This window comes from Bacillus sp. CD3-5, from assembly GCF_006349665.1.
GTDB classification, from domain to species: Bacteria; Bacillota; Bacilli; order Bacillales; family Bacillaceae_G; genus Bacillus_A; species Bacillus_A paranthracis.
Genome location: NZ_VEPX01000006.1, coordinates 263,458 through 277,250 on the forward strand (window position 1 = coordinate 263,458; position 13,793 = coordinate 277,250).

Genomic DNA, 13,793 nt, shown 5'->3' on the forward strand with positions numbered 1-13,793 from the left:
TATGAATTGATTACTATAACAATCAATTCATCACCTCATGGTGCCGTAACGTGGCAAGACGGCAGTGATTAGCTGCTCTCAGGATTAGCTTTCTGTTACCCTTCATTTAAAGCTTCTTTCAGCCATATGGAAGCTTCTCTCTATAAATGGACTGTAACGTACTTGTTCCGTCATTGATTTAATGTATTATATGACTAAATATAATAGAATTCTCTTAAGTTTGTCAATGTAGATAATCATTTTACACATCTTCTTTTTTCCAAAGAGGCCTTACATGAACGATCACTGTACGAATGACCGCTAAAATAGGAACTGATATTAATAACCCTACAATTCCTGCCACTTCTCCCCCAACTAATAATGCAAGCATAATAATAACAGGATGCATGCGAAGCGACTTACCAACGATATAAGGGGATAAAATGTTACTTTCTACGAATTGCAAAATAGCAATCGTAATCCCCGCTTTAATGAGTAAACTTGTTGATACCGTTGCTGCAATCATCAACGCTGGAATCGCTCCTAAAATAGGGCCAAAGTATGGGATTATATCTGTTATCCCGATGATGATGCCAAGTAATAATGGATATTTCATACCGATAAACCAAAAAGAAAGAACCGATACTCCTCCTAATACTAAACAAACGAATAACTGTCCGCGAATATAACTTCCGAGTGACTTATCAATTTCTTTCGCCAACATTTGCCCCGTACTACGCCACTTACTCGGGACTAGTTTCCAAAAGATATGATAAAACTCGCCGTAATCTTTTAATATGTAAAATACAATGAACGGAATTAAGAAAATAATGAGTAACGAATCTAGTACACCACGAGCTGTGCTCATCACTTTATTTAAAAGTGCTTGTATCTTCGTCTCTACTCCGACAAAAATTTGTTTCACCTTTTCATGAATAAATGACGGGAAATTCGCTGTTTGTTCTGTAACACCATCCATCCACGAATCATACATCTTTGTAAACTGCGGGAATTGTTCATTGATTTCTTGTAATTGCTTAATCACAACCGGCGTTCCTTTATAAATTCCATAACCAATCCCGCCAAAGAAAAGGATGTAAATAAGCAAAATAGCGAGTGTACGCGGCATCCCTTCCTTATGAATTTTTTCAATTAAAGGATGCAATAAATACGCAATGAAACATGCAATAAGAAACGGTGTAATGGCCACTTTACATACAAAAATAATCGGTGCCCATAGCGGCTTAATTTTTAAAAAAACGAGCAAACAAAGAAAAACAAGTAACAATAACCCTAAACGATATATCCAAATGATTTTAAGATTCTTCACACGAAAAACCTCCTCCACCTTTATTTTGAAAATAAATAGGGTAGGTTATGTGCAAAAGTTTTAAAATCTTTTCGTGCAGACCATACTGTTTTGTAAAGACGTACATATACATAACGTAACAAGGACAACCACCCGTAAGAATGCAGCATGAAACAATATAGTCAGGAGGGCTCATAATGGTTTTATTTATGCTCATATTATCTGCACTTTTTATGATTCTTGAATGGATTTGTATCGGGTTTGGTATTTGGAAAGGCTTCTTTATTCATTCCTCACGAAAAGAAAAAGCGAAGCAATTATTTCATTACGGAATGCTTGGCGTTGGATGTTACGGCCTATCTTATCTCTTCTCTGAAATTGGACTTTTATATTTGCATACAAGTGCATAAAAAAACTCCCTTATCATGAAGGGAGTTTTTTACGCTTATAAATAAGATTTAATCATCTTACGTGCTTTTTTCATATTACGTTTTGAAAATACATCTTGTTTGCGAGCATATTGATATGCTGCCGCTCCAACACCTAATGCGATTAATGAATTGCGTAGATTCAAAGTAAATCCCCCTTTTCGTTATCCGATCGTTCTTTCATTCTCATCAAATAAATCATCAAGAGAGCTTAGTGAACCATCTTCTTCTACTTGATGCGTATGGATTTTCCCCTTTGAAACCGATAATTCGATATAACAATTCCAGCAATAAAATTGGTTGACACCTATTTTTCCAATGTCTTTCCCTTTGCAATTTGGACAAATAAACATATGGCGTTCATCTCCTTACAGTCTCCCGGATTCTATTCGCCATTATGTCCAAACTGCATTCATTTATACATTGCTGGAGCCTTTCAACGTTATACGTTTGAAAGTTTCACTATATAATTTCACCTTGTTACATGAAATCATACGGTGAAATGTTTTCCACGTCCATTTCTTCGCCGTTAACCGTTACCATCTGTACTTCTCCTTGTGATTCTTGCAATCGACTAGCTAAAGTCGTTTGACGCATTGCATCATCAAGGCGATTTACACCAGACTGGAAAGCAGCTTCCTCCCCGCAAATAATAAGGAACTTCTTACTTCTTGTAATACCAGTATAAATTAAATTACGACGTAACATACGATTATAACTTTTTACTATCGGCATAATCACAATCGGAAATTCACTACCTTGTGATTTATGAATGGAACAGCAATAAGCATGTGTAATTTGATTTAAATCTGGTTTTGTATATGTTACCTCAATTCCATCAAATGAAACGATAATCATATCTTGTTGCTCAACGTTTTCTTTCGCATAAAACACCGAAACAATTTCGCCGATATCACCATTAAATACTTGGCTCTCCGGCTGATTAACGAGTTGCAAAACTTTATCGCCTCTTCGGTATACAACATCACCGTAAGCAATTTCTTTACTCTTTTCTCTTTTCGGATTAAACACTTCTTGCAACGCTTCGTTTAGTACATTAATACCAGCCGGTCCACGATACATCGGGGCCAATACTTGTACATCTCTTGCGCTAAACCCTTTTGTCTTAGCGTTTTCGCAAACCTTCTTAACAACTTCAACAATTTGAGCTCCTGTGCAGCCGATAAATGAACGATCTTTTTGGTTTTGCGCTAAATCTGGTGGGAGCGTTCCATTTTTTATCGCATGGGCAAGTTGAATTACTGATGAACCTTCTGCTTGACGATAAATTTCAGTAAGCTTTACAGTTGGAACTGCACCTGCATTCAATAAATCTTTCAATACTTGTCCAGGCCCTACAGATGGTAATTGATCTTCATCACCTACAACGATAACTTGAATGTTCGTCGGCAATGACTTAAACAGCTGATTTGCAAGCCAAATATCAACCATTGAAAATTCATCAATAATAAGCAACTTCCCTTGTACCGGATCTGTTTCATTACGCTGGAAAGACCCTTCTGGCGTCCATCCAAGTAAACGGTGAATTGTACAAGCTGGAAGCCCTGTTGATTCACTCATTCGCTTCGCTGCTCTTCCTGTTGGAGCCGTTAATAATATCGGAAATGGATTATCATCACTATATTCATTCGGATTTAACGATAGCCCGTGAAGTGACGCATACATTTCAACAATTCCTTTAATAACTGTTGTTTTCCCTGTTCCTGGTCCACCTGTCAATAACATCATCGGTTTATGAAGTGCCGTTTGAATTGCTTCTTGCTGAAGTGGTGCATACTGTACGCTCAGTTGTTCTTCAATTTCACCTAACGTCTTTAACACTTCTGCTTCAGGAAATGAAGGTGTTTCTTCTTGATTCATAAGCCTGCGAATGGACTTTACAACACCTTTTTCAGAGTAGAATAACGTTGCTAAATACACTCGCTCTTCTTCTATGATGACTTTCCCTTCACTTTGCATCGTTTCAATACAGCCTACAATATCTTCCTCAGTCACTCTTCCTTCTTGATTGTTTAAAAGTGACATCGTTTCTCTTACAAGTTGGTCTTTCCTCATATAAACGTGACCAAGTTGTAATGAGACATTCTCTAACGTGTAAAAACATCCTGCGCGTACACGGTCGTCGTGATTACCCGATATCCCTAACGCACGCCCTATATCATCCGCTCTTCCAAAACCAATCCCGTCCACTTCTTCGATAAGTTGGTACGGGTTATTACGAATCACTTCTAATGTCATCTCTTTATATTGTTGGTAAATCTTAATAGAAAGCTTCGTTCCAAAACCGTAGCCATTTAAAAAGCTCATTACTTTCTCTAATCCTTGATGTTCAACAATTGTCTCATAAATTTCTTGTGCTTTTTGCTTGTTGACAACACCATTTAAAGCCTCAGGATCATCCATAATTTTAGAAATAGCATGTTCCCCCAGATGGTCCACAATTTTTTCAGCTGTACGCTTTCCTATCCCTTTAAATAAATCACTCGCTAAATATTGCACCATACCAGCTTTCGTTTGCGGCAATTCTTTCTTAAACGTTTCGACCATATATTGTTTTCCATACTTCGGATGGTCTTTAAAATGACCTGTCAACGTAAACACTTCATCTTCATGCATGCGAGGAAAATGACCGTTTATCATTACTTTCTTTTCGTCGTACGTTTCATTCGTTTCAATGACTTTCATACTGACAACGGAATAGAGGTTTTCTTCGTTGTGGAAAATGGTATGAAGAACTTGCGCTTTTATAAACTTTTTTTCTTCCTCAAACAAATCCATTGCATGTTGATTTCCCATCTTTCCTCTCCTTTCCGGTTTCATTTCACTTTAATGAGCAGTACATCCCCCACCTATTTAGATGAGGGATAACTACTCATTAACTATATTTTCATCTTATTCAGCTTCTTGCTCTAATAAACGAACACCATTACCAGCTAAAAAGTGATCTGGCTGAATTTCAGTTGCTTTCTTAAATAAAGCGAGAGCTTTCTCGTTATTATCTTCAAATACGTATGCAACACCTAAATTATAATACGCATCTGCATGCTCTTCATCCATTTCTAATACTTTTTCAAAGTAAGGCTTCGCCTCTTGAATATGTTCCAGTCGCGCAAAGCAAAGTCCACACTGGAACACAGCTTCTACATCGTTTTCATCTAATTCTGTTGCTCTTTGTAAAAACGGCAGTGCAAGACGGTCATTTCCAAGTTGCACATGTGTAATACCTAGCATAAATGTTACATCAGCTGATTGTAATCCAGCTTGCATCGCTTGTTCAAATACAGCTTTAGCCTCTGCAAATTGCTCTTGACCGTAATATACATTTCCTAATCCATAATACGCAGCCGCTGATTTATCATCTAACTCCAATGCACGTTTATAAAATAAAATTGCTCTCTCACTGTCACCTAGTACATCTAATAAGTTCGCAAAATTAATATATCCAAGCGCATCTTTCGGATTTTCTTCGATTGCTTCTGTGAAATTTTTAGCAGCTTCTTCCCAGTTTCCTTCTTGCATATATTGAATACCTGTTTCAAGTTTGTTTGACATGTCCTTCACCTCTACAACAAATTATAACAAAGAATGTATTTTCCAAGCGAACGAAAATTCGCCTTATATAAAAGAAACCTCTAACCGCGAATCGGCAGAGGCTTCTCTTTTATCCTAAATAATCCAATTTCTTACCGCTACGGTACACTTCATCAATTGTAGCACCGCCTAAACACTCATCTCCATCATAGAAAACAACTGCTTGTCCTGGTGTAATTGCACGAATTGGCTCGTCACAAAGAATACGAACTGTATTTTCATCAACGATTTGAACCGTTACTTTATTGTCTTCTTGACGATAACGGAATTTCGCTGTGCACTTAAATTCTTTTTCTTTCGCTTCATTACTTACCCAGCCAACATTCGTAGCAATAACTTCATCGCCATATAGAAGTTCGTTATGGAATCCTTGATCAACATATAAAATGTTTTCTTTCAAGTTTTTCCCAACAGCAAACCACGGATCACCGTTACCACCAATACCAAGGCCATGACGTTGTCCAATTGTATAGTACATTAAACCGTCATGCTTCCCTTTCACTTCGCCAGATAACGTTTGCATCACACCTGGTTGTGCTGGTAAATAGTTACTTAAGAAATCTTTAAAGTTACGCTCACCAATGAAGCAAATACCAGTACTATCTTTCTTCGCCGCTGTCGCTAAACCAGCTTCTTTCGCCATTTCACGAATTTGTGGTTTCTTCAGTTCACCAAGCGGGAACATTGTTTTTGATAATTGCTCTTGGCTTAATTGATTTAAGAAATACGTTTGGTCTTTATTGTCATCAACGCCGCGAAGCATTTTATATTCGCCGTCCATATAAGCAACGCGTGCATAATGACCTGTTGCTACATAATCAGCACCGAGCGCAATGGCATGCTCTAAAAATGCTTTAAATTTAATTTCTTTATTACACATTACATCTGGGTTTGGTGTACGACCAGCTCGGTATTCATCTAAGAAGTACGTAAATACTTTATCCCAGTATTGTTTTTCAAAGTTTACTGCATAATACGGAATACCAATTTGGTTACACACTTCAATTACATCATTGTAATCTTCTGTTGCTGTGCAGACACCATTCTCATCTGTATCATCCCAGTTTTTCATAAAAATTCCGATTACATCATAACCTTGCTCTTTTAATAAAAGAGCCGCTACAGATGAATCGACGCCACCGGACATCCCGATGACAACGCGTGTTTCGTGAGGTAGTTTGTTCATCATGTCACCTCCCATGCTAATTTTGTGTTAATCGCTTCACGATTTTCACTGTTTCGTACGCCGCTTTCTCAATTTGCTCTTTCGTATTTCCAAGCCCGAAACTAAAGCGTACGGATGAACGTATTTGATCGGAGTCTTTTCCGAACATCGCTACTAATACATGTGATGGATCAATCGAACCAGCTGTACAAGCCGAACCACTTGACACTGCAATGCCAGCTAAGTCTAAGTTCACAAGAAACGGTTCAATGTTCATTCCTGTAAAACTAATATTAAGCACATGTGGTAAGCGATATTCTAAGTTTCCGTTTACCTCGAAAGTAATGTCTTCATTTTTGAAGACAGATACCATTATATCTTTAAACTCTTCATATTGGGCATTTTTTTGCTCACGAGTTTTTTCAGCTAGCAAAATTGCATGTTGCAACCCAACGATGCTCGGCACATTTTCAGTACCAGCACGGCGTTTTCTCTCTTGCTCCCCACCTATTAATAACGGTTCAAATTTCACGTCTGCACCAGCGTATAAGAACCCGACACCTTTTGGCCCGTTAATTTTATGAGCCGAAATTGATAATAAATCAATACCAAACTCTTTCACATCAATTTCTACTAAACCGTAAGCTTGTACCGCATCTGTATGGAAATAAGCTTGATGCTCTTTTAGCAGCTTACCTATTTCCGCAATTGGTTGCATCGTTCCAACTTCATTATTCCCAAACATAATAGATACAAGAATTGTCTCTTCTGTTAATACCTTTTGTATGTCAGAAACTTGAACGCGTCCTGTTTCATCAACAGGTAAATATGTCACTTCAAATCCTTCACGCTCTAACAATTCACACGTATGCAAAATTGCATGATGTTCAATTTGTGTCGTTATAATATGGTTACCTTTATGACGGTTCGCACGCGCTACACCGATAAGCGCTAAATTATCAGCTTCCGTACCACCGCTCGTAAATATAATTTCATTCGGATTCGCATGAATGCTACGTGCACATGCGCGTCTCGCCTCATCTACTGCATGGCGCGTTTGACGTCCATAAAAGTGAATACTAGACGGATTTCCGAATGTTTCTGTCATATATGGAATCATCTTTTCGACCACTTCCGGGTGAGTGGGAGATGTCGCAGCATGATCTAAATAAATGCGTTCCATTAAATCTCCTTCTTTCCAAATCGTTTCACAAGGAATTAAATGTAAAACATATAGCCCCCGTGATTCTCTTCCTCATAACGTACTAAATCTTCTAACGTTGTACTATCTAACACTTCTTGCACCGCATCACGAACACGCATCCATAATTGGCGTTGTGCTGGTTCTTCTTCTTCTATCATTTCTACAACACTAATCGGACCCTCTAATACACGGATTACATCCCCAGCTGTAATATTAGCTGGCTGATCTGATAATACATACCCGCCATATGCTCCGCGTGTACTCTTTACTAGACGCGCGTTACGAAGTGGTGAAATTAATTGTTCTAAGTAATGTTCCGATAAATCATGTGCCTGCGCAATTGATTTTAAGGAAATTGGACCTTCACCAAACTTCTTTGCAAGATCGATCATAATTGTTAAGCCGTAACGGCCTTTCGTTGAAATCTTCATCTATTTTGCACCTCTTTTCAAATTTTCACTTCTATTGGTTATATCTTATTTATAAAAGAACACAATTTAAAATCCTATGAAATTATAGCATAATATAGTATTATAAGAAATTTCAACTTGTGTATCAAAATGATAACATAAAATCACATTGAAAAACTCGGAAATTATTACAATTGAAAGAAAAATGAAAATATTCATATTCATTTTTCCTACAAAACAGCATCCTATTTCAAATTCCACTAAAAAAAATGATACGATAGAAAGAGATTATACATTAAGGGAGACGGTAAAAATGAAACAACCACTCGCACATCGAATGCGCCCTACAAATATTCAAGAAATTATCGGACAACAACATTTAGTTGGTGAAGGAAAAATTTTATGGCGAATGGTCCAAGCAAATCATTTTCAATCTATGATTTTATATGGCCCTCCAGGCACTGGAAAAACATCCATCGCGAGCGCAATTGCAGGCAGTACCGGAACCCCTTTTCGCCTATTAAACGCTGTTACTCATAATAAAAAAGATATGGAAGTTGTCGTACAAGAGGCAAAAATGCATCGACACCTCGTTTTAATTTTAGATGAAGTACACCGTCTAGATAAAGCAAAACAGGATTTTCTATTACCTCATTTAGAAAGTGGACTCCTTACCTTAATTGGTGCGACGACAAGTAATCCGTTCCATGCTATTAATTCTGCTATTCGAAGTCGGTGTCAAATCTTCGAATTACACGCATTAACAGAAGATGATCTTTTAATTGGCTTAAAACGAGCACTTGAAGATAAAGAAAAAGGTCTTGGGGAATATGATGTAACTGTTACGCCTGAAGCATTACATCACTTCGCAAATGCATCAGGCGGAGATATGCGTTCCGCTTATAATGCACTGGAACTAGCTGTTTTATCTAGCTTTACAACTGATGACAAAGCTGCGGAAATTACGCTGGAAATCGCCGAAGAATGCTTACAAAAAAAGAGCTTCGTTCATGACAAAGGCGGAGATGCTCATTATGACGTATTATCGGCATTTCAAAAATCGGTGCGCGGAAGTGATGTAAATGCAGCACTTCACTATTTAGCACGTCTTATTGAAGCTGGTGACCTGCAAAGCATCGGTAGACGTCTTCTTATTATGGCATATGAAGATATTGGACTTGCTAGCCCGCAAGCTGGACCGCGTACACTAGCCGCGATAGAATCAGCTGAACGCGTTGGATTCCCAGAGGCACGCATACCACTTGCAAATGCCGTTATTGAGCTTTGCCTATCACCAAAATCAAACTCAGCTTATAAAGCACTTGACGCTGCCTTACACGATTTACGGAACGGGCAAACAGGCGACATCCCAAGTCATTTAAAAGATAGTCATTACAAAGGCGCAGAGGCACTTGGAAGAGGCATTGGATACTTATATCCACACGACCATCCAAATGGTTGGGTACAGCAACAATACTTACCTGATAAAATAAAAAACAAACAATATTATAAACCGAAAACGACAGGGAAATTTGAACAAGCACTTTCTACTGTATATGAAAGATTACAAAGTTCGAATAAAACGAAAAATAAAGGGTAACATAAGCGAAAACGTCACCATTATGGAGGCTTCGCTTATGAAAACACGTCAAGATGCATGGACAAAAGAAGACGATCTCCTTTTAGCAGAAACTGTTTTACGACATATTCGCAGCGGCAGTACACAAATAAAAGCATTCGATGAAGTCGGCGATGCTTTAAACCGCACTTCCGCAGCTTGCGGTTTTAGATGGAATGCTGAAGTAAGGCCGAATTATGAAGATGCGGTGCAGCTTGCGAAAAAACAACGTAAAGAATTAAAGCGTTCTGAAGCTAAAATAGAAAAAGATCAGTTCACAAAAACGAAACAACTCGTAATCGACGCTGAGTTTTCAGAAGATATTGTACCAAGTAAACAAGAACTTACAATGCAAAATGTCATCTCGTTTTTGCAAAACTTGGAGCACAATAATCCTTCACTCGCAAAGTTACAAACTGAAAATGAAGTATTACAAACTCAGCTCACTTCCTTGCAAAAAACGAATGATGAGCTCGAAACTAAATTAGCTGTACTCACAAAAAAACAACAAGCAATCGAAGAAGATTATGCAATGCTCGTTAGAATTATGGATCGTGCTCGAAAACTCGTTTCAGTTGAAGAACAAGAAGAGCAGATCGCTCCCATTTTCAAGACAGATCAAAATGGAAATTTAGATATTATTTATTCTGCAGAGAATTAAAAAAGATGTCACCTAGCCCAATTTTCCGGCTAAGTGACATCCTTTTTTTGTCTCTTCGGTGGATAGCATATTGGTAAATGAAATTATATCGATGATTTTTCGAATATATCTATCGTAACTTACAATATATCAACGATTTTTTAATTATATCGACTATTCGACAAGGAATATCGATTTACCGACAAATATTTACAAAATAAGTAAACCTGCTATACAAAGAACTCCCCGAATCAACTGGATATTTTTTACTTAAATGTTACTATAAACATATACGATTGAAAGGAGCTGATTGCCATTTCATTAGTAGCCTTCAAAATAACTCTCGGTATTCTCGTTCTAACGTTAGGTCTTTTTACCATTCACAGTTTAAAAAAGACCTCAGGTTATAAATCAGACAAATATGATTATTACTTACTGGCCTTGCTTACATTTGAACTAGTAGCAATGCAAATACCCCTATTTCTTTAGCACATATAAAAAAGCATATATCCGAAATGGATATATGCTTTCATTTTATTCTTGCCCTACACGTTTCACTTCTACATTTTTAATGCGTTCACGTACAACGTGACTTGCCATAATTAAGCCTGCCACAGATGGTACGAATGCATTTGATGAAGGTGGTAATTTCGCTTTACGAATTTTTGCATTTTCGTCTGGTACGATTTCTTTACGTACTTCTTCACGAATTACGATTGGGTTTTCGTCAGAGAAGACAACTTTTACACCTTTTTTAATGCCCTCTTTACGAAGCTTCGTACGAATGACTTTCGCAATTGGATCTGTATGTGTTTTAGAGATGTCCGCAATACGGAAACGAGTTGGGTCCATTTTATTTGCTGCACCCATACTTGAGATAATTTTAATTTTACGACGTAAACATTGTTTAATTAAATGAATTTTGAACGTAATCGTATCAGATGCATCCACTACAAAGTCTAAACCGTACTTAAAGAACTCTTCATATGTTTCATCTGTGTAAAACATTTCTAGTCCAATTACTTCACACTCTGGGTTAATGTCTGCAATACGCTCTTTCATTAATTCTACTTTTGAACGTCCTACAGTAGATACTAAAGCGTGAATTTGACGGTTTACGTTTGTAATATCTACAACATCTTTATCTACTAATACGAGACGCCCAACTCCAGAACGTGCTAACGCTTCAGCTGCAAAAGAACCTACGCCGCCAATTCCTAAAATACCGACTGTACTATTTTTTAATATTTCAAGTCCTTCTTTACCGAAGGCTAATTCATTACGTGAAAATTGATGTAACATTCAGCTCTACACTCCTATTACAAAAATGGTCTACCATGTATTCTAGCGTTTTTCCGACTATTTGTATAGAAAAAGTTATAGAATTCCTAAAAATACATATTTCGAGAATGAAAACATAGTGTAAACCGGACTTTTTAAACTTCCTTCCAATACACGTTTAAAAAGGAGGATCCAGAGGGCCGAGCAGATCGAGGCACGTATGCTAGGAGGAGCGCAGTGTAGCGTTACTACTCGAGCACCGGACTAGCATACGTAACGACGAGATGCGACAGCCATCTGAACCGGACTTTTTAAACAACCTCTCAAAAAAAGTCTAGACGGCTATAGTATAACCATCTAGACTTTTTTCTTACTTCTCTTCTTTCACGTTCAACTTTAAGTTCAGTTCTTCAAGCTGTGCTTCTGCAACTGGGCTTGGAGCTTCTGTTAATAAGCAGCTTGCGCTTGCTGTTTTCGGGAATGCAATTGTGTCGCGAAGGTTCGTACGTCCTGCAAGTAACATAACAAGACGGTCTAAACCTAATGCAATACCGCCGTGTGGTGGCGTACCGTATTCGAATGCTTCTAATAAGAATCCGAATTGCTCTTGTGCTTCTTCTTGTGAGAATCCAAGCGCTTTGAACATTTTTTCTTGTACGTCACGCTCGTAAATACGAAGTGATCCACCACCAAGCTCGTAACCGTTTAATACAAGGTCATATGCTTGCGCACGTGCTTTTTCTGGTGCTGTTTCTAATAGCTCAACATCTTCACGGAATGGCATTGTGAATGGGTGGTGAGCTGCGAAGTAACGATCTGCATCTTCATCGTACTCAAGAAGTGGCCAATCCGTTACCCATAGGAAGTTAAATTTACTTTCGTCAATTAACTCAAGCTCTTTACCTAGACGTAAACGAAGTGCACCTAAGCTATCTGCAACAACGCTTTTCTTATCTGCTACGAATAATAATAAGTCGCCAGCAGTAGCTTCTAGTGTAGTCATTAACACGTTTGCATCTTCTTCACCGAAGAATTTCGCGATTGGTCCTTTTAAACCGTCTTCTTCCACTTTAAGCCAAGCTAAACCTTTTGCACCGTATACTTTTACGAATTCAGTTAATGCATCAATGTCTTTACGAGAGTATTTGCTCGCAGCACCTTTTGCATTAATTGCTTTTACTTGTCCGCCGCTTTCTACAGCACTTGTAAATACTTTAAATCCACAACCTGCTGCAAACTCAGATAAGTCTGTTAGTTCCATTTCAAAGCGTGTATCTGGCTTATCAGAACCGTAACGAGCCATTGCATCAGCATATTTCATACGAGGGAACGGTGCACTCACTTCTACACCTTTTGCATCCTTCATAACTTTCGTCATCATGCGCTCCATCATATCTAAAATTTCATCTTGTGTTAAGAATGAAGCTTCAATATCGATTTGCGTAAATTCTGGTTGACGGTCTGCACGTAAATCTTCATCACGGAAACAGCGTGCTACTTGATAGTAACGTTCAAATCCACCGACCATAAGAAGCTGTTTAAATAGCTGTGGAGATTGTGGTAATGCATAAAATTCACCGTCATGCACACGGCTTGGTACTAAATAATCACGAGCGCCTTCTGGCGTGCTCTTCGTTAAAATTGGTGTTTCCACTTCTAGGAACTCTTCTGTGTCTAAGAAGTTACGAATTGTTTTTGTTACGTCATGACGCATTTTGAATGTGTTGAACATTACAGGACGACGTAAGTCTAAGTAACGATATTTTAAACGCACATCTTCTGATGCATCTGTATCATCAGCGATAATGATTGGCGTTGTTTTCGCTGCGTTTAATACGTTTACCTTTGTTGCTTGTACTTCAATACGACCAGTTGCCATATTGTCATTAATTGCGCCTTCACCACGCTCAACAACTGTACCTTCTACGTGTAATACGTATTCGCTACGAATTGTTTCTGCTACTTCTAGCGCCTCTTTTGATGTTTCTGGGTTAAATACAACTTGTACGATACCTGTACGGTCACGTAAGTCGATAAAGATTAATCCACCTAAATCACGGCGTTTTTGTACCCAACCTTTTAATTGAACTGTTTGTCCAACTGCTTCTACTGTTACTTTTCCACATGCATGTGTTCTTTCAGCCACT

At 38.1% G+C, this 13,793-nt stretch carries 13 protein-coding genes and 1 other annotated feature (1 of these 14 running past the window's edge); of the genes, 3 read left to right on the forward strand and 10 right to left on the reverse strand.

Going from position 1 to position 13,793, the window contains the following annotated elements:
* Nucleotides 1–183: a binding site (T-box leader), on the reverse strand; it reaches 37 nt to the left of the window's first position.
* Between the two features lie 58 nt (nucleotides 184–241).
* Nucleotides 242–1,309, reverse strand: coding sequence for an AI-2E family transporter (locus tag FH036_RS14765; protein ID WP_000793117.1), 1,068 nt, complete (start codon nucleotides 1,307–1,309; stop codon nucleotides 242–244).
* Nucleotides 1,310–1,485: 176 nt separating this feature from the next.
* Between FH036_RS14765 and FH036_RS14770 the strand changes: the two genes are divergently transcribed.
* Entirely contained in the window at nucleotides 1,486–1,698 is a 213-nt protein-coding gene (locus FH036_RS14770; protein ID WP_000242542.1) for a hypothetical protein, read from the forward strand.
* Nucleotides 1,699–1,733: 35 nt separating this feature from the next.
* Here FH036_RS14770 and FH036_RS14775 read toward each other — a convergent pair whose 3' ends face one another.
* From FH036_RS14775 to cymR, 7 genes are all read right to left on the reverse strand, one after another.
* Nucleotides 1,734–1,862, reverse strand: coding sequence for a YrzQ family protein (locus FH036_RS14775; RefSeq protein ID WP_001053553.1), 129 nt, complete (start codon nucleotides 1,860–1,862; stop codon nucleotides 1,734–1,736).
* An 18-nt stretch (nucleotides 1,863–1,880) separates the two neighbouring features.
* Complete coding sequence (locus FH036_RS14780) at nucleotides 1,881–2,069, reverse strand: hypothetical protein (protein WP_000469281.1); 189 nt, start codon at nucleotides 2,067–2,069, stop codon at nucleotides 1,881–1,883.
* Nucleotides 2,070–2,196: 127 nt separating this feature from the next.
* Nucleotides 2,197–4,533, reverse strand: a complete 2,337-nt coding sequence (recD2, locus tag FH036_RS14785; protein WP_000528090.1) for an SF1B family DNA helicase RecD2 — start codon at nucleotides 4,531–4,533, stop codon at nucleotides 2,197–2,199.
* 96 nt (nucleotides 4,534–4,629) lie between these two features.
* A complete protein-coding gene (locus FH036_RS14790; RefSeq protein ID WP_000066393.1) occupies nucleotides 4,630–5,289 on the reverse strand; it encodes a tetratricopeptide repeat protein in 660 nt (219 codons plus the stop codon).
* Between the two features lie 109 nt (nucleotides 5,290–5,398).
* Nucleotides 5,399–6,514, reverse strand: coding sequence for a tRNA 2-thiouridine(34) synthase MnmA (mnmA, locus tag FH036_RS14795; RefSeq protein ID WP_001038006.1), 1,116 nt, complete (start codon nucleotides 6,512–6,514; stop codon nucleotides 5,399–5,401).
* Nucleotides 6,515–6,530: 16 nt separating this feature from the next.
* Nucleotides 6,531–7,676, reverse strand: a complete 1,146-nt coding sequence (locus FH036_RS14800; protein ID WP_139895914.1) for a cysteine desulfurase family protein — start codon at nucleotides 7,674–7,676, stop codon at nucleotides 6,531–6,533.
* A 35-nt stretch (nucleotides 7,677–7,711) separates the two neighbouring features.
* Nucleotides 7,712–8,128, reverse strand: a complete 417-nt coding sequence (gene cymR, locus FH036_RS14805; protein WP_000704116.1) for a cysteine metabolism transcriptional regulator CymR — start codon at nucleotides 8,126–8,128, stop codon at nucleotides 7,712–7,714.
* Between the two features lie 292 nt (nucleotides 8,129–8,420).
* Here cymR and FH036_RS14810 point away from each other — a divergent pair, with 292 nt between their 5' ends.
* Both FH036_RS14810 and FH036_RS14815 read left to right on the forward strand, forming a co-directional pair.
* Complete coding sequence (locus FH036_RS14810; protein WP_000812933.1) at nucleotides 8,421–9,707, forward strand: replication-associated recombination protein A; 1,287 nt, start codon at nucleotides 8,421–8,423, stop codon at nucleotides 9,705–9,707.
* A 37-nt stretch (nucleotides 9,708–9,744) separates the two neighbouring features.
* On the forward strand, nucleotides 9,745–10,386 hold the full coding sequence (locus tag FH036_RS14815; protein WP_000857700.1) for an RsfA family transcriptional regulator: 642 nt from the start codon (nucleotides 9,745–9,747) through the stop codon (nucleotides 10,384–10,386).
* Nucleotides 10,387–10,899: 513 nt separating this feature from the next.
* Here FH036_RS14815 and FH036_RS14825 read toward each other — a convergent pair.
* A complete protein-coding gene (locus FH036_RS14825) occupies nucleotides 10,900–11,667 on the reverse strand; it encodes a tRNA threonylcarbamoyladenosine dehydratase (RefSeq protein ID WP_000903179.1) in 768 nt (255 codons plus the stop codon).
* Nucleotides 11,668–12,016: 349 nt separating this feature from the next.
* Entirely contained in the window at nucleotides 12,017–13,792 is a 1,776-nt protein-coding gene (aspS, locus tag FH036_RS14830; protein WP_000840900.1) for an aspartate--tRNA ligase, read from the reverse strand.
* Nucleotide 13,793 lies beyond the last annotated feature (1 nt).